The organism is Pseudomonas sp. TMW22090 (genome assembly GCF_022496665.1).
Lineage (GTDB): Bacteria > Pseudomonadota > Gammaproteobacteria > Pseudomonadales > Pseudomonadaceae > Aquipseudomonas > Aquipseudomonas gregormendelii.
In genome coordinates, this window is record NZ_SCFH01000001.1 from 799,428 (window position 1) to 814,898 (window position 15,471).

The window sequence follows — 15,471 nt, forward strand, 5'->3', positions numbered from 1 at the left end:
AGATGGACGCGAATTCTACGCGGAATTTCTCAACACATGGCGATAAGAAGGCGCAATCAGCAGGCGATTGATGACTTTGCGGCTAGGCTGATTATCGAATTGCAATTTTTAAATCTTGATTTCGTTATTTCGCGTAATTGGAAATTATAAGGAAACCCCTATGAGCAGCAAAACTATCTTCGTCCAACCAGGTGGCGGCTATGAAAAGGTTGTGGTTGGCAGCAGCGAAGTCCGAGCCGCAACTCGAGGCGAAATCACCGTACGCCTCCACGCCAACTCGCTCAACTACCACGACTTCGCGGTAGTTAGCGGTATGTGGGGCCCCAGCGAAAAACGCATCCCCATGGCCGATGGTGCCGGTGAAGTCATTGCTATCGGCCCGGATGTCACTGAATTCAAGGTGGGTAACTCGGTCGTCAGCACCTTCTTCCCGGAGTGGATCAACGGTGCGCCCCTGGTCGAAGGTTTTGTTAGCGTGCCAGGTGATGGCATTGACGGCTACGCTCGTGAGCAAGTGACGGCCAAAGCCACATCGTTCACCCTCGCGCCTACTGGCTACACCCATGCTGAAGCGTCGACGCTTACCACCGCCGGCCTTACTGCATGGCGCGCCCTGATGGCCGATGACTCACTCAAGCCGGGCGACACCGTGCTGGTCCAAGGCACTGGTGGCGTTTCAATTTTCGCCCTGCAGTTCGCTAAAATGGCCGGTGCTACCGTCATTGCTACCTCTTCAAGTGACGGAAAACTTGAACGTCTGAAAGCGCTAGGTGCTGATCATGTGATCAATTACCGCAAAGACCTTAACTGGGGCGAAACTGCACGCGCTCTAACGGGTGGCCGCGGTGTTGACCACATCATCGAAGTCGGCGGCCCTGCGACGCTTGAGCAATCGATGACTGCAATTCGGGTTGCTGGTCACATCTCCATCATCGGGATATTGAGTGGCGTAAGCGGTGCAATGAATTTTGTACCCGCACTGATCAAGCAAGTGCGTCTGCAGGGTGTATTGGTGGGTAGCCGCAGCCAGCAGCAAGACATGATCCGAGCCATCAATGCTAATGGCATGCGCCCGATTATTGATCGTCATTTCCCTTTGAGCGAGATTGTCGAAGCGTTCAAGTATCAGGAAACCAACCAGCATTTCGGCAAAATTTGCCTGGATATCTAAGCACGCATGAATGGGCATGATCCGTATGCCTATTTCATAGATGTGCTGACATGGCTGCCTGCGCAGCAGGCGAGAGAGAGTCGACGCTCTGGCAACGCCAGACACTTTGTCGGCATAGCCGGCGATCTCGCCTGTATGAAGGTAGCTGCGGGTCGAGATAGCCAATGCCTGCTTGATCTTTCCCTCGCTAAGTACCCTGAGCCATACGCGGCAACGTTCCCCAACTGTTTCCGAGCTTTATGAACAAAGCGGTGCGCTTGGCGTAAAACGTGTCGCGGGCACTCAGGGTGCCAGAGCCGAGGTAATCGCGGTGTAGTTCCTCGGTCTCCTCAAGTGTGAGACTTTCACCGGATTCAGCGGGCAGTGGCACGGGTGCCGTGGGACCTGCGCACCTTGTCCAGCTGGTTGAACGTGATGGACATGGCCGGTTTTTAACGGGTGGGCCTGCAAGAGCCGCCGCATCCGCAAAGTCCGGTGCGGCAGTCGTTGCTGCTGGTGGCTGAGCCGCGCTTCCCGGGCGTTTAAGCTGGGTTACATGCGCATCCCTTTAAACGGATTCCAGCCCTGCTCGCCCTTCTGCTCCTTGAGGTAGTACGCGTAGTTAGTGGACAGTGCGTAAAGCAGATTAAACGCGAAACCCACGGCAAAGTTGACGTTCTTGGCATACCTGAAATCAATCAGCTCAAAGACCAGATCCAGCACGAAAGTCAGCGCCACGATTAGCGCAATCATTGTCAGGTTCTTCTTCCACAGTCCCAGGAAAAACAGGTAGATGGGGCCGAAAAAGAACGCGATGATGTTGGCATTGACGGTGATCTTCCTTTTAAATGGAAGCTGCTTGAGGGCCGGCTTGTAGCCGGGTGCGTTGGGAGCCCCATGGGCGTCAAAGAAAGCAAAACGCTCTTGCCATTTTGCGCTGTATTTACTCTGATCCTGTACTTGATCCGTGGTGTTCATTCGATAAATCCCTGTAGTCCCTGAATGGAGTGGTGCTTCCCGCAATCCTGTGTAACTGTTGTCGCACGTGCACCATAGCCTAATATGCCGGAAGAGGGTTCCAGTTCCCGGGCGAAACATCAACACTTCTGAACCGGCCCCGCAATTGCGCGACCTGCTCGGCACTGCACACCCTGATCCGCAGCATTTCGGCTGGATAGTCCACGCCCTGATTCTCGGCAACCCCCCTATAAGTAAGACTGGCCATCGCTCCGCTAGAAGCAAGTGAGGTCGTAGGCACGCCATCACCAACCGCTCATCAGCGCCGGATGAAGGTTCCATGACCTTAATGATCAGCGAGCCATCCCCATTCAGCATGTAATAAAGCTCAAGAATCCCGGACGCCATCCTGCAGATAATTCAATCGCAGTCCCCCGACCTTCTTGGGTTTTGTTCCTCGCTTCGCCTGGAGGCACTATAATAGAACCCACACGCCAGATAAGGATTTGCAATGTCAGCCCAGAAGGCGGTTGCCATGCTCAGAGTTGCGGTAGTGATATCTACCGCAGCTTGCTGCGCTTACTTTATAGGGAGGCAGATCGATTACCTGCATCAAAAGCTTTCCCCGCCTGCAGAAGATCTGAGTTTCACGACCGAATGGCCCAATACGGAAATGGCTCTCCCAAAACTGGAAGACCATTTTTCTGGTCGCTTACAAACGAAATCTCAGTTAACGCTAACTGATTTTTCTACTGAAGAAGCGGTGATGCACCCATCACGATAATTTCACATCTGCAGGCGTACAGTCGTACCAGCTCCTTTAGTGATTCCTGGCCCGCTCCCCCATCGCGGGCCTTTTTTTGTGTAGAAAAAGGGATCAGCTGCGAATCGGTTCAGTACGTGGCTCTCACGTAGCTCTGACGGGCCGGGCTTTCCCTGAATAGCTGTATTCACGAGTGGACAGCTGTATTGCGCATACACAGTCAGCGAGGATCCCGCTGGTTATCCATCACCGCATTATCCGTTTCTTCCCGCACCCGCCCAGGATCTAACCCGGCGTCGTCATCATCAAGCGGACGGTCGCCTTCATTATCCGGAAGTTCGTCAACCCCCTCCTCTTTCATCGGGTCAACTTCAGTGCGCCCCGGACTCAATGGATCAGGTGACGTGGGCATTGGGTCATCCTCACCCATACCGCCTTGCAGCTTCGAATCGCTATTCATACACACCTCTCAGTACCCTCAATGGTGAGGGTATGTAGCTTGGAGAGGCTTTGAATTTCGAGTGTTCGATTTATCGGCTTACCGATCGTCGCCATCGCGCGATTCAGCCTTTCAGTCATCTCGATGGAACGTTGCGCCAAGCCGCATCCTCTATCGCAACACCAGCGAATCTGAGGACTTCATCATGATCGACCCTGCAACCGGTATGAAGGCGGCCGAGCGCTACATCGTAGACAGTCTCGAACGCACGTCTTACCCGAAAAATGAGGTAGTCGTCCTTCGTGAATTCTCTGGACAAGCGCCCTTGAAAGATCGGAGGTGACGAATGCTTCCAGTGACACCTGCGGTCGTTACTTCATTTCCAGTGGTGCATTGCTACAAGCGGAGGGATGGATACGGCAGCAATTAATCTCAAGGCACTTGGCCTCGATATCGCGCAGGTCAATCTCATCACCCGTGATGACGTCAAGTATGGCAAGCCCGATCCAGACCTGTTCCTCGCCGGTGCAAGCAAACTCGATGTCCCCATCGAAGAATGCTTGGTGATCGGCGACGCCATCTGGGACATGCTTGCCGCACGACGCTGTAAGGCTACGGGTATAGGGCTGCTTTGCGGAGGTTACGACACAGGAGAGCTTGAACGCGCAGGTGCACTCCGAGTCTACGAGGATCCTCTTGCACTGCTGCAGCACCTTGACGAGGTGGCTTCCCGTCCGTGAGCCATGAGGGGGCACGCGGCTTGAATTGGGGCGCTCTCCCGCTCGGCGAAGGCGGAAAAGTTGCCGCCTGCGCGACGAGTTGTTGCAGCTGCTGACAACCGACGAGCCGAAGCAGTGGATGCACCTGATTACAATTGCGTTCCGCTGTCGCTGAGATGACCTACTCCACCGACAGCGGAATGCGCTTACAACACTAGCCTGGCTCTGCTGACGCGGGTAACGCGACTTTTGTACAGGCGAAAAGCAGAATGCCAATCGCGATCAAGGCCCCTCCACGCATCCAGGTTTCCAAACTTTGCTGACTGAGCAATACCAAGCACGAAACGCAGAGTTGGTCAATTTTCAATCAACACTGACAAGCCGGGCCTTCGTTAGTCCCCAGCCCGTTGGCATCAGAATCATATGGAATTTCGAAATGGCCATAAAAACGTTTGGGACGCATCGTTATCATAAGCAACTACGACAGGCTCACGACAATTTACTATCCCTCAGCTCGCTGACCAGGACTGCAGCAATGTAGATAATTCTTCCGCACGGACTGGAGGGCTGAGCAGATACCCTTGCACGAATGGGCAATCCATTTCTTTCAATCGTTGGAGCTGAGCGAGCGTCTCAATGCCCTCCGCTGTGATAGCCAAATTCAACGTCCTGCCAAGGGAAAGTATACTTCTGATGATGGCATCACTTCGATCGAAGGACATCATTCTAGAAACGAAGGAACGGTCGATTTTGATGGCATCGAGGGGGTAGCGGTCAATATATCCTAGGGAACTGTAGCCCGTACCGAAGTCGTCAAGCGCCACGCGAATACCTAGCGCCCGAACCCCCTCCAGCACGCTTGCGGTCATCTCAGGTTCGTGAAGAAAAACAGATTCCGTAATTTCAATCTGAAGCTCGTGTGCGCAAACTCCCGTGGTCGACAGCACATTGCTGACTTGAGCTACATAACCAGGACGAATGAGCTCAGTGCCTGATACGTTCACATTCAAATGCAGTAGTAGAGAAGGAAATTCGTGCTTCCAGCGCATTAGTTCTGTGCAAGCTTGTTGCATGACCCAATGGCCCAACTCATGAATGACACCGATATCTTCCGCTACCGGGATGAAGTCGTCTGGGGGCACATGCCCAAGCTCTGGATGTAGCCATCTGACCAAAGCTTCGACGCCACTTATTTCACCGGTCTTGACGTTATAAATCGGCTGGTAAACAACTGAAAACTCTTCGCGCGCAATGGCTTGCTTCAGCGCGTTCTGCATGAGGAGTGCATCAATAGCAGCCTTTCGCATTGAGGCATCAAATATCGTCCAGCGGCCACGCCCTTTCTTCTTCGCGGCGTACATCGCTACATCAGCGTCTCTAAGCAAATCTTCAGGTGTTTCGTGTGAGGCGTCAGTTGTCACAATGCCCAAGCTGCAGGACGTGAAAATATCTTGGCCATCAATCGTAACTGGCTGGCTTAGCTGGCTAACGATGCGTTGAGCAAGCTCGATGGCTAGAGGAGCCGTTTCATCCCCAGCCAGTAGAATTGCAAATTCGTCGCCGCCAATGCGGGCAAAGATATCGTCTTCGCGGATACAGCTTTCAAGGCGCCGCGCGACGATTTTCAGGAGATGATCACCTGCGCTGTGGCCAAGGCTATCGTTGACAAATTTAAATCGGTCAAGATCTAGAAAAAGTACCGTGGCCGCAGGTACATAGTGAGGCTTGCTCGCAGTGAACAGACTCAGCAACCTGGACATAAGATAAGCCCGGTTGTGCAACGAGGTCAGATCGTCGTGAAAGGCTGCATATGAAAGCTCCTCTTCAATGCGCTCCCTCTCTAACAGCCGCGTCTCCAACGCGACCTTCGCGTCTCTATCAGCCTGAGCCTGAAGTGCCAGCAACTCGGCTTCCTTGCGTTCGCTGATATCCCTCTGAACGGAAACCCAATGGGTGAACCACCCGCGCTCGTCGGCGACAGGAACGATGCTCAGTTGCACCCAAAATTTGCTGCCGTCTTTGCGCGCGTTGATAAGCTCAACCTCAATGGGCTCCCACTTCAACAATGCGGCACGAATTGAATCGAGAGTCGCTCTGCTCGTATCTTCCGAGTGGAGAATTCGAGGGGTTAGCCCGATCACGTCTGAAGAGCTAAAACCCGTAGCGGTGATGAACGCGGGATTACAGTATACAATCCTCGGGCCGGGCTGATCTATGGGCTCGGCCTCAGTGATCAGGATTGCGTCTTTCGCATTGACCACCACAGACTCAAGTAGCCTTAAGCGCTCGATCAACGGATCAATAGCCGGGACAGGTACGGTTCCCTTTGACTCGATCAGCTTACTAAAAAGGGCGCCATGAGTTTGTAAGGCGTATGTTTGCGCGGCACTCAAGCGCTGTTGCGGCTCAACACTGCTGACCAGCAAAACGCCCAACAAACTGTTGTCCGCCCTACGGACGGCTAGGCCAATCAGAAAGCCTTCTCGGAAATCCATAAGCCGGTGAAACAAGATAGGCATGACCTGTCCTGCGGCTTCACTGATTGCGATCAAAGCTTTTTGGGAAACAACCTCACGTAGAAAGCTTTCAGTAGGGGCCTCGACGATCAGGTCTTCTTGCACGCCGTAACTGGCGATAATCGACCACTTCCCTGGCACTCCACCCACAAGCAGTCCCCTGGTGCAGTCTGCTGAGTAGGCAGCAGCCTGCACCAACAGATTCATCTCGTCTGAGCTTTGGGTGTTGAAGTTATCTTGCATTTGATTGCCTACGTTCGAGCCATTACCGAGGCTGGTGGAGTTCAAGTTGGCTGCTCTCGCCAACTGTGGCCGAGAGCTTCGTAAAGGCAATCAAGCGTGGCTACGTGTCACACATGCCTAAGTCGGATCGAGAAACGGCGCTGCGTAACCTGGCAATTGCCTTCGAGCATTACAACGAACAGCATCCTCATAACGCCTTGAAATACCGTTCACCGAGGGAGTTCAAGCGCTTGGCGGCAGCATCAATTTAACGGGGAATTGGTGTTCGGTTTGGTAGGGGCAAGTCCAACACCCTTGTGCTCAACATCTCAAGTGGGCGGTGTGAACCGAGCCATCGAGGCGGCGCGCTCATCCATTCCGTTGCAGCGGTGACGTCATCCTCCAACAGGAACAATGCTTGTTCAAAGACAGCAATCAATGGGACCAAGCGATCGCTTTCAACGGTGCTGAAGCCTCCTGTTGTTGCCCTACGTGCCTGGGATGCAGGGGGTGCGCCGATGGCCTGAGAAATGACCTTTGGCTCGACCTGAAAAGTCCTCGCTATCCGATTGAAATACTCGTACGGAAGGCCTCGGCGCAAGAGGTCATTGAGGGTTGTGCCGCGCGAGGGGGCACTAAGGTTGACCAAGTGTTTCCAGCCGTTGGTGTGCCGGGACAGTCACGGATTGCCGTTCTGAAAGGACGTTCTGAAGCCGCTCCATGTTAACGCACAGACACTCACTCTCGGCTTCTTCCCGGGTCTGATAGGTTGTCTTCAGACGCAGCTTTTCCTCATTGTCATAGAGGTTGAAGCCTATTGGTGCGGTCTGGCAGTAAAAGCGCGCTCCGTTACGCGTTGATCCCGTTTCCGTCGGGATTGCAGGGACAACAACAAATCTCGAAATCATCTTCACATCCTCTCCAAGCACCTCCTCACTAATAGCGGCTATAGGCCACCATCGCAAGCGACCGCAGTCAATTTCCGATGAGAAGCACGAGCGGACATGAGTCGATTGGAAGCATGGTAAAAGAGGTTCGGGGTCCGCCTTACCCCGGCACATCTGCTTGCGACCTGCCCTCCCACAGCCTCAGGCGTTGGTAAGCGCTGACGGGCGTCGCGAACACACATCATGTTATGTCCCGTTCGTACTCCTCGATCTCATCCTCTCAGCCGGTACTGATCCAGCTCGACACCAGCTTGCGACAGGCTGCAGGCCTCCACTCAGCGAAATGCGCGAATACCTATACAAAATGAAATTCTTGTATAGGTTCTCAGCAATGTATGTCACTCTGACATCAGTCGGCTAGCATCATCTGCTGCGCTAGTACCTCGCCAGGCTGTCGTAACTTTCAAATGGGCGGTAGAGGTACATCTGTTGCCCCTGACACGGATAGCAAAATGGAAGCACCAAGCCTTGCCCGTACAGGGTCTATCTAAGAGCTCCGCCCATGAAAAACTCAATCTCACTCGCCTCGCGCATAGGCCTTGGCTTCGCTGTAATTGTATCGTTGCTTATCCTTATCACCGCCGTGGGTATTCAACGCGTAGGCTTTATCGACTCCACCCTGGAACACGTGAGCGAAAATGCGGCGAAAATTCAACGCTACGCTATTAACTTTCGGGGGAGCGTGCACAACCGAGCTATTGCCATTCGGGACGCAGTATTAGTGGATAGTGATCAAGACTTAACCGTCCATCTAAACGAAGTTACCAATCTGGAACAGGCCTACTCCGATTCTGCAATACCAATGGATCAGCTATTCGCAATCGCTGGAGTAACATTTCAGGAACAACAGCTGTTAAGGGCCATAAAAGACATTGAAACGCAAACGCTCGCTTCCACAAAATCGGTAATCGCCCTACGCCGCGCCGGAGATATTTCTGGTGCACAGGCTTTGCTGCTGCGTCAGACCTCAGGAGAATACAGCGAGTGGTTGAAACGCGTGAACGCACTGATTGACTACGAAGAAGCCTCGATCAAGAGTCAACTCACTTCTGTGCAAGCCACTGCTAGTGAGTTCAGAGGATTGATGCTCATGGCCACCGGTATTGCGCTGCTGCTGAGCATCATTCTGGCGATCTCTATTATTCGCTTCGTCAAGTCAACGCTTGGTGCTGAGCCCACTCAGGTTGCACAGGCAATCCAGCGTTTGGCCGCAGGCGATTTGCAACAAGTGATCGTTACCGATTATCCGAACAGCGTGATGGGCGTTTTAAAAACTGCCCTTAGCCGTTTGGCTGATACCATTAGTGAAGTACGTATTGCGGCCCAAGAGGTCAACAATTCATCTCGGCAACTGTTGACCACATCGTCCGCCAATAACAATCAAATCAGCCTGCAGACCCACGAAGCGGAGCAGGTGGCAACTGCAATTACGCAAATGGCGGCAACGGTCAATGAGGTCTCAGGCTATGCCTCTCAAGCAGCGGACGCGACGCGTCTAGCCGATGCTGAAGTTGTAAGCGGAAATCGCGTCGTTGCTGACACCACTCTCGCTATTGAACAATTGGCGGACACACTGGTTGAAACCACCAATACCGTAGAGCAGGTGTCCAAGCGCAGCGAAGAGATTGAAATAGTGATCGAGGTAATCAATTCAATTGCGACGCAAACTAACCTGTTGGCACTTAACGCTGCCATAGAAGCCGCTCGAGCAGGTGAGCATGGCAGAGGGTTTGCAGTTGTGGCCGATGAAGTACGCTCTCTAGCTAATCGAACTCAGGAGTCGACGCGGGAAATTCGCGACATGATAGGCACCCTGCAGAGCGGTACTGAAACTGCTGCACAAACCATGCGTAATAGCTGCGAACTGGTAAGCCACACTGTTGCGCAAACGCGCAATGCACAGACGGCGTTAGCTAAAATCAGCCAACAAGTCGGGGCCATAAACCACATGAATGCTCAAATCGCCAGTGCTTCTGTCCAGCAAAGCGTCGTGGCCGAAGACGTTGCGCAAAATATCACGCGCATCCATAGCTCAACGGTGCAATCGGCAACTGGCTCTCGTGAAGTTGCAACGGCCAGCCAGGAGTTAGCGCTGCTGGCTGATCGTCTTACCCAGAAGGTTGCGTTTTTCAGCGTGTCTTAGGCCAGGCCCATCGTCAGCCCTTTTCTTTCAGCATAGCTGGTGCACGACCTATACAACGCAGCTATAGATGTACAATAAAAAAGATTGGCCACTGACTCTATACTTCGACGGTCAATGTCCGCTGTTTGCGCGCGAAATCAAGATGCTGAATCGACACGCCGCAAAGCTGCCGGTTCCCGACCGGGATCCGGTGCAGGGCTCGCAAGGAGTTGTACAGCGTTATTAAGCTGTACAGCGTTAACAGTGTCACGAACAGCCCGAAGCTTTCTGCTGAGGACGCTTAAGCCGTCAATGATATGGATGACCGGCGTAGGGATCAGGAAGGTGATCGAAACAGCACCGCTGATGCTTCCCTCATAAAAATCTCGATAGTCTTCGGCCCAATACCTTCAAATTCAGACAAGCGTTTTTCGAAAGCCTGAAGATCAGCGCTCGCTTTGGCTATGTTGCTCACCTTGCCTTCGTATTCATCGTTGAGCTTGCTGGCCAACGCGAGCAACCGGGATGCTGTGGTTTCGTCGTAGCGCACGTAATGAGCCTGACCTAACATCACGACCAGTTGACGGTGAGTGCAGTGCGCCAGCTTTTGCGGCGTATCCAGCTGATGTTGCTCGATGATGACCTGGTAAGCCTTGGCGGCGATTGCCCCTTGAATTCTTTTGCCCATCAGGAAACTGGCGAGCAGCCATTTGAATAGCCCGGCTTCGTTCCCGCCCTGAAGTTCGATTCTCAAATCATGCGCGCTGATGTTTTTGCTCACTGATTAATTCCTTCAAGCCACCGTCTCGGTCCGGAATGTAGACCCCGCATAACCGTGAACAATCCACAGGAGCAGCTTGTATGAAGGAACCCTTAGCACCACGTGGCACCTAATGAAATAAGCGACAGGTGTGTACATACTGGGGAAATCGGAAGCCGTAACTAACCATCAAAGCCCCGATTAAATGACGCAGTGCTTAGCGATTCAGCGCATCGAAACGTGTCGGGAGGAAATCTTGGCTTATCTGGATTGGGTTCAATGGCCAGCGATGGCTGTCACCGTTCTCGCTGCCTGGTTAATTGGATCTCAGCGGTCAGGACGACGAATGACCGGCTTTGTATGCTTCAGTTTGAGCAACGTGCTGTGGGTCATTTGGGGAGTCTATGCAGGGGCGTATGCATTAATCCTCTTGCAAATTTGTCTTTTCCTCATGAACCTTCGGGGGCTCAGGAAAAATTCGAAGGGCTTGGAAAAAGAGCAGAGTCAGGACTGACGGTAGCCAGCAGTATCGCTTGCTTTGGTGTGCGCACTCAGCAACAACGCGCACGATCATGGCAGGTAAGCCGTCACGCGCAGTTGCAAGGTGCGAGCCGAAAAGTCTCAATGACCCTGTCTTTAAAAGGTGGCCAGCCGGCCCTCTTCATGCCCAGAGATGACGTCAGGAGGAATAAACTTGCGAGGGTTGTTGCGCTGGTTCCTTATGCCTGAGCGGTTGCTGCCTAGCGAGCTGCGCTTGGACTACAGCGACAGCATCCAGGACTTTCTGCGCCCAGCTCTCATCCTGCGGATGCACGACAACAACGCGAAAACCGTGATCATGCCCTTCAATCCGCACGCCCTCGGAATCATCAACATGCAAGTCGATATCGAATGCCGGCGGAAATTTCGAGGGGGCGTTCGATAGGCCATGCGCTGTCAGAGCGCGATTATGCAGCACACTGTTGACCACGCCGTCGACGCGGATGCCGTACAGCAATAGCCAACGCCTGATGTAGGACGGAGTACGACCGGACGAGGTGTAGACCCATATACTGCAGCCCTGGCGACGTAATTCCCGGGTCAGGGAGCGTGTTCCGATACGCAACGGTTCACCCAGCCAACGATGAACGCAGGCAGGCAGCCGGCTGGCCTCGACCGCGCAATGGTGAAGTTGGCAGGCCAGGGTGTCATCGATATCGAACGAAATTCGTATGCGCTGACGCCTGAACAACTGCAACGGGATGGCACACCGGATGGCTTGCCATACCCGGCTGCCGGAAGCTCGGAATTCAGTAGCGAGCAGTGGATTCCAGCTCATCAATGACCCTCCTGGTAGAGAGGCATGGGCTTGTCTTCAAGAAAAAATTTCATTGAATCAGGCGCCTGTTCTTCCAGAAAGGCTGCATACTTTTTCTTGATCTTGGGCAATTCGTACAACGCCTTGACTCCATGCTTGGCAGAGTTGCGTATGACCGATGACGGGTTGAAGTAGCCCTCGGCGTTTTCCAGTGTCAGCACGAACGGCGGCAAACCTGCACGCATGAGCAAATAGCTGACGATAAGCGACCCGCTGCGGTTGTTACCTTCAATGAACAATTGCGGCTTGCTGAGGATTCGGACATACACACCGGCCGCGCGCTTCCACACGGACTCACTGCGATAGGCGCAATACCAGTTGTACAAATCCTTTATCCCCCCCTCAACGTTGTTGAAGAAGTGTTCCTCGGTCGCCGCAAGGTGCTGAGCGTATTCATGCCGGCGCGCCGGGTTTCGGCCGCACAAAACGGTGGCATTGATCTCCAGCATCAGGTTCAGTTGCTGCAGGTCGAACAGGTCCACGCCGCGTGCGACATAGTCATCGATCAGCGCATAGCCTTCGAGCACATTCTGCAAAACCTCGTCGGTCAAGGGATCACGCTGCTCGGTAAAGTGCCGGCTGAGCTCGGAAAAACGGCCCTGCACCTTACGTAGTGCGCGTTCAATCGCGGGTAAATCAAGACGACGCATTGCAGACATTGGCGATCCTGCGAAACGGTAGATAAGAAAGTAAAACGACCCGATCCCAGCCAAAGGCGCTCTCTCTGCGCTGGAGAGGCAGGCGGCCTTGAGCGGATGTGTGCTGCCTAGCTGAATTTGCCGCTGATGTAATCTTCAGTCATTTGTTCGCGCGGGCTGCCGAAAATCTGGGTGGTCGGGCCCATTTCAACCAGATAGCCGGTGCGCGTTCCCTGGGAAATATCCACCGAGAAAAAGGCAGTCGTATCAGCCACGCGTATGGCCTGCTGCATGTTGTGGGTCACCAGGGCGATGGTGTAATCCTTCTTCAACTCGACCATCAACTCTTCAACACGGCGAGTGGCGATCGGATCAAGCGCTGAACAGGGCTCATCCAGCAACAGCACTTCCGGCTCGGTGGCAATGGCGCGGGCGATGCACAGCCGTTGCTGCTGACCGCCAGAGAGTGACAGGCCGCTGACCTTGAGCTTGTCCTTGACCTCATCCCACAATGCGGCGCCCTGCAGCGCATGCTTGACACGGTCGCCCAGGTCACCTTTATAGCGATTCAGGCGCAGGCCGAAGGCAACATTGTCGAAGATGCTCATGGAGAACGGATTCGGCTGCTGAAACACCATGCCGATATAGCGGCGCACGACGACTGGATCAACGCCCTTGCCATAAACGTCCTGCCCGAGAAAATGCACATGGCCCTCGAAGCGGAACCCTTTCACCAGGTCGTTCATCCGGTTGAGGCTACGCAGCACGGTGCTTTTACCGCAGCCGGAAGGACCGATGAAGCCGGTGATCTTGTTTTTTTCAATTGGCACATGGCTGTCACGCACCGCCATGAAATTGCCGTAGAAAATCTTGTCGAGCTTGCAGTCCATGACCACCGGTGTCTGGGTAACAAACGGAGCGGCTATTTGCGCAGTTGATACGTTCAAAATTCAGATGCTCCCGTTCTCAGTACTTGGGCTTGCCGAAAATGCGGCTCAAAATATTCACGACCAGCACGATCATCACCAGCACCAGCGAGGCTGCCCATGCGAGCTCCAGCTGGTTGTCGAAGGGCATGCCGGAGAAGTTGTAAATCAGCACGGCAAGCGATGCCGTCGGATTCATCACCGCCAGGCTGCCGTCGTGGTAGATCCAGTAGTTGCTGAACAGCGCGGTAAACAACAACGGCGCGGTTTCGCCCGCGGCGCGTGCCACGGCCAGCATCACGCCTGTGAGGATTGCCGGCATGCCGGTCGGCAAGATTATTTTCCAGATCACTTGCGAGCGGGTGCAGCCCATGCCGTAGGCGGCATCCTTCATGATCTTGGGCACCATCCTCATCGACTCTTCAGCCGTCAGCACGACAATGGGCAGCATCAGTACCGCCAGTGCCACCCCACCTGCAGGCGCCGAGTAAGTGCCGGTGGTCATCACCACCAGGGCGTAGGCAAACACCCCGGCCAGGATGGAAGGCAGCCCCGTGAGCATCTTGGCGGCAAAGCGCGCGGCATTTGCCAGCTTGCTGTCGGGCCCGAGTTCAGCCAGGAAGATAGCGGCCATGATGCCGACCGGAACCGCGATGGCGGCCGCGATACCGACCATCACGAAGGTGCCTGCCATCGCGTTGCCGAAGCCACCGCCCGTCTCGAAACCGGTTGGCGGCAGTTCGGTGAATACTTCCAGGCTCAGGCGTGCCCCGCCCCGCATGATCAGCATATAGAGCACGGAAATCAGCGGCACGCTGGCCAGCAACGCGCCGGTCCAGACCAACGTGGTCAACACCAGGCTGCGCAGGGCGCGGCCTTCGAACTTGCGCTGCAGGCTGGGGACTGCGGTTATAGCGGACGTGAGGTCAGTCATTATTTGTTACCCCGCTGGGCGTAGAGCATGATCATGGAACCGAGGACGTTCACCAGCAGCGTGATGAACATCAGCACCAGAGCGGCATACATCAACACCTCAATCTCGTTGGGCCCGGCTTCGGGGAAGTTCAGCGCCAACAAGGCTGCCAGGGTATTAGCCGGAGCAAACAGAGAAAGCGAAATGTTGTTCGCGTTGCCCACCAGCATGGCCAGCGCCATGGTTTCACCCAGCGCACGACCCAGGCCAAGGACCAGGGAGCCGAAAATACCGGTCGCCGCCGAGGGCACCATCACTTTAAGAATTGCTTCCCAATGGGTGGTCCCCATGCCGTAGGCGGCCTGTTTGGTTTTCATCGGTACGCCGGTGAGGGCGTCCTGCGAAACGGCAGCGATGGTCGGCAGAATCATGATGGCCAGTACCAAAGCCGCAGGCAGAAGCCCCGGCCCACTCAAGGACGTGCCGAAAAAAGGAATCCAGCCCAGTTCGCTGTTCAACCACGTCGTCAGAGGGCGGATCGCCGGTATCACCACGTAAATCCCCCACAAGCCATAAACGACGCTGGGGATGGCCGCGAGTAACTCGACGATTGTGCGAAACACGGCTGCCAATTTCGCCGGCAGGAAATCCTGGGTGAGGAAAATCGCCATGCTGACGCCGAAAACGCCTGCGATCAGCAACGCGATCAGGGCGCTGTAGAGCGTGCCCCAAATGGCCGGCAGAATGCCGTACTTGCCTTGGTTGACGTCCCAGACGCTGCCGAAGATGACGTCAAAACCGTGTTTCTCCATGCCTGGAAGGGCCTTGCGTCCCACCTCGAACACCAAGGCGAAGACCAACGCCAGAATCAGAACCACCCCTATTCGCGCAAGCGCACGGAAGGTGCGATCAACCAGGAAATCCTTCGTAGAGGGCGGCTGACAGGCGGAACCCGGGTTAACCGGTACGACAAAAGGTGTGTTCATTGGCTAATTCCGGAACAGGGGGAAAACGCCCCCGGCATGCTGAACGCGCACACCGG

General features: G+C 54.4%; 14 protein-coding genes and 6 pseudogenes. 9 read left to right on the plus strand and 11 right to left on the minus strand.

Going from position 1 to position 15,471, the window contains the following annotated elements:
- Positions 1-160 precede the first annotated feature (160 nt).
- Positions 161-1,171 (plus strand): NAD(P)-dependent alcohol dehydrogenase, encoded by a 1,011-nt coding sequence (locus EQV97_RS03755; protein WP_240888446.1) that lies wholly within the window; start codon positions 161-163, stop codon positions 1,169-1,171.
- Positions 1,172-1,289, plus strand: a pseudogene (locus EQV97_RS03760) (transposase domain-containing protein); the annotation flags it as partial.
- Here the strand turns inward: EQV97_RS03760 and EQV97_RS03765 are convergent.
- Positions 1,253-1,508: pseudogene (locus tag EQV97_RS03765) on the minus strand (hypothetical protein); the annotation flags it as partial. The pseudogenes EQV97_RS03760 and EQV97_RS03765 overlap by 37 nt on opposite strands.
- On the opposite strand from EQV97_RS03765, the pseudogene EQV97_RS03770 reads away from it, so the two are divergent.
- Positions 1,509-1,696, plus strand: a pseudogene (locus tag EQV97_RS03770) (class I SAM-dependent methyltransferase); the annotation flags it as partial.
- 6 nt (positions 1,697-1,702) lie between these two features.
- Here the strand turns inward: EQV97_RS03770 and EQV97_RS03775 are convergent.
- Positions 1,703-2,128 (minus strand): DUF2628 domain-containing protein, encoded by a 426-nt coding sequence (locus tag EQV97_RS03775; protein ID WP_240888447.1) that lies wholly within the window; start codon positions 2,126-2,128, stop codon positions 1,703-1,705.
- 490 nt (positions 2,129-2,618) lie between these two features.
- Between EQV97_RS03775 and EQV97_RS03780 the strand changes: the two genes are divergently transcribed.
- Entirely contained in the window at positions 2,619-2,891 is a 273-nt protein-coding gene (locus EQV97_RS03780) for a hypothetical protein (protein ID WP_163019495.1), read from the plus strand.
- A gap of 199 nt (positions 2,892-3,090) precedes the next feature.
- Here the strand turns inward: EQV97_RS03780 and EQV97_RS03785 are convergent, their stop codons facing one another.
- The gene (locus EQV97_RS03785; protein ID WP_240888448.1) at positions 3,091-3,330 is read right to left on the minus strand and encodes a hypothetical protein; all 240 of its coding nucleotides are present in this window, start codon (positions 3,328-3,330) and stop codon (positions 3,091-3,093) included.
- Between the two features lie 341 nt (positions 3,331-3,671).
- Between EQV97_RS03785 and EQV97_RS03790 the strand changes: the two are divergent.
- Positions 3,672-4,049: pseudogene (locus EQV97_RS03790) on the plus strand (HAD-IA family hydrolase); the annotation flags it as partial.
- Positions 4,050-4,537: 488 nt separating this feature from the next.
- Here the strand turns inward: EQV97_RS03790 and EQV97_RS03795 are convergent.
- On the minus strand, positions 4,538-6,787 hold the full coding sequence (locus EQV97_RS03795) for a GGDEF domain-containing phosphodiesterase (RefSeq protein ID WP_240888675.1): 2,250 nt from the start codon (positions 6,785-6,787) through the stop codon (positions 4,538-4,540).
- A 65-nt stretch (positions 6,788-6,852) separates the two neighbouring features.
- Between EQV97_RS03795 and EQV97_RS03800 the strand changes: the two are divergent.
- A pseudogene (locus tag EQV97_RS03800) lies at positions 6,853-7,038 on the plus strand (integrase core domain-containing protein); the annotation flags it as partial.
- Here EQV97_RS03800 and EQV97_RS03805 read toward each other — a convergent pair.
- Positions 7,035-7,415: an antitoxin Xre-like helix-turn-helix domain-containing protein gene (locus EQV97_RS03805; RefSeq protein WP_346769714.1), complete on the minus strand. Its 381-nt coding sequence runs from the start codon at positions 7,413-7,415 to the stop codon at positions 7,035-7,037. The pseudogene EQV97_RS03800 and the gene EQV97_RS03805 sit on opposite strands and share 4 nt — an antisense overlap.
- Positions 7,416-8,215: 800 nt before the next feature.
- Here EQV97_RS03805 and EQV97_RS03810 point away from each other — a divergent pair.
- The gene (locus EQV97_RS03810) at positions 8,216-9,856 is read left to right on the plus strand and encodes a methyl-accepting chemotaxis protein (RefSeq protein ID WP_240888449.1); all 1,641 of its coding nucleotides are present in this window, start codon (positions 8,216-8,218) and stop codon (positions 9,854-9,856) included.
- Positions 9,857-9,923: 67 nt separating this feature from the next.
- A pseudogene (locus EQV97_RS03815) lies at positions 9,924-10,016 on the plus strand (DUF393 domain-containing protein); the annotation flags it as partial.
- 156 nt (positions 10,017-10,172) lie between these two features.
- Here EQV97_RS03815 and EQV97_RS03820 read toward each other — a convergent pair.
- Complete coding sequence (locus tag EQV97_RS03820) at positions 10,173-10,616, minus strand: DNA methylase (RefSeq protein WP_240888450.1); 444 nt, start codon at positions 10,614-10,616, stop codon at positions 10,173-10,175.
- A 235-nt stretch (positions 10,617-10,851) separates the two neighbouring features.
- Between EQV97_RS03820 and EQV97_RS03825 the strand changes: the two genes are divergently transcribed.
- On the plus strand, positions 10,852-11,109 hold the full coding sequence (locus EQV97_RS03825; RefSeq protein ID WP_240888451.1) for a YgjV family protein: 258 nt from the start codon (positions 10,852-10,854) through the stop codon (positions 11,107-11,109).
- Positions 11,110-11,274: 165 nt separating this feature from the next.
- On the opposite strand, the gene EQV97_RS03830 is transcribed toward EQV97_RS03825, so the two are convergent.
- From EQV97_RS03830 to pstC, 5 genes are all read right to left on the minus strand, one after another.
- Positions 11,275-11,913, minus strand: coding sequence for a hypothetical protein (locus EQV97_RS03830; RefSeq protein WP_240888452.1), 639 nt, complete (start codon positions 11,911-11,913; stop codon positions 11,275-11,277).
- The gene (locus tag EQV97_RS03835; RefSeq protein ID WP_240888677.1) at positions 11,913-12,611 is read right to left on the minus strand and encodes a hypothetical protein; all 699 of its coding nucleotides are present in this window, start codon (positions 12,609-12,611) and stop codon (positions 11,913-11,915) included. The genes EQV97_RS03830 and EQV97_RS03835 overlap by 1 nt, the downstream gene beginning before the upstream one ends.
- A 107-nt stretch (positions 12,612-12,718) precedes the next feature.
- A complete protein-coding gene (gene pstB, locus EQV97_RS03840; protein ID WP_045058436.1) occupies positions 12,719-13,480 on the minus strand; it encodes a phosphate ABC transporter ATP-binding protein PstB in 762 nt (253 codons plus the stop codon).
- 76 nt (positions 13,481-13,556) lie between these two features.
- Positions 13,557-14,450 (minus strand): phosphate ABC transporter permease PstA, encoded by an 894-nt coding sequence (gene pstA / locus EQV97_RS03845; protein ID WP_122840410.1) that lies wholly within the window; start codon positions 14,448-14,450, stop codon positions 13,557-13,559.
- Complete coding sequence (gene pstC, locus EQV97_RS03850; RefSeq protein ID WP_122840409.1) at positions 14,450-15,415, minus strand: phosphate ABC transporter permease subunit PstC; 966 nt, start codon at positions 15,413-15,415, stop codon at positions 14,450-14,452. The genes pstA and pstC overlap by 1 nt, the downstream gene beginning before the upstream one ends.
- Positions 15,416-15,471 lie beyond the last annotated feature (56 nt).

Coding starts and splice junctions, on each gene's coding strand:
- EQV97_RS03830 (WP_240888452.1), bottom strand. CDS start 11,913: ATGAGCTGGAATCCACTGCTCGCTACTGAATTCCGAGCTTCCGGCAGC.
- pstA (WP_122840410.1), bottom strand. CDS start 14,450: ATGACTGACCTCACGTCCGCTATAACCGCAGTCCCCAGCCTGCAGCGC.
- EQV97_RS03795 (WP_240888675.1), bottom strand. CDS start 6,787: ATGCAAGATAACTTCAACACCCAAAGCTCAGACGAGATGAATCTGTTG.
- pstC (WP_122840409.1), bottom strand. CDS start 15,415: ATGAACACACCTTTTGTCGTACCGGTTAACCCGGGTTCCGCCTGTCAG.
- EQV97_RS03835 (WP_240888677.1), bottom strand. CDS start 12,611: ATGTCTGCAATGCGTCGTCTTGATTTACCCGCGATTGAACGCGCACTA.
- EQV97_RS03780 (WP_163019495.1), top strand. CDS start 2,619: ATGTCAGCCCAGAAGGCGGTTGCCATGCTCAGAGTTGCGGTAGTGATA.
- EQV97_RS03785 (WP_240888448.1), bottom strand. CDS start 3,330: ATGAATAGCGATTCGAAGCTGCAAGGCGGTATGGGTGAGGATGACCCA.
- EQV97_RS03810 (WP_240888449.1), top strand. CDS start 8,216: ATGAAAAACTCAATCTCACTCGCCTCGCGCATAGGCCTTGGCTTCGCT.
- pstB (WP_045058436.1), bottom strand. CDS start 13,480: ATGGACTGCAAGCTCGACAAGATTTTCTACGGCAATTTCATGGCGGTG.
- EQV97_RS03775 (WP_240888447.1), bottom strand. CDS start 2,128: ATGAACACCACGGATCAAGTACAGGATCAGAGTAAATACAGCGCAAAA.
- EQV97_RS03755 (WP_240888446.1), top strand. CDS start 161: ATGAGCAGCAAAACTATCTTCGTCCAACCAGGTGGCGGCTATGAAAAG.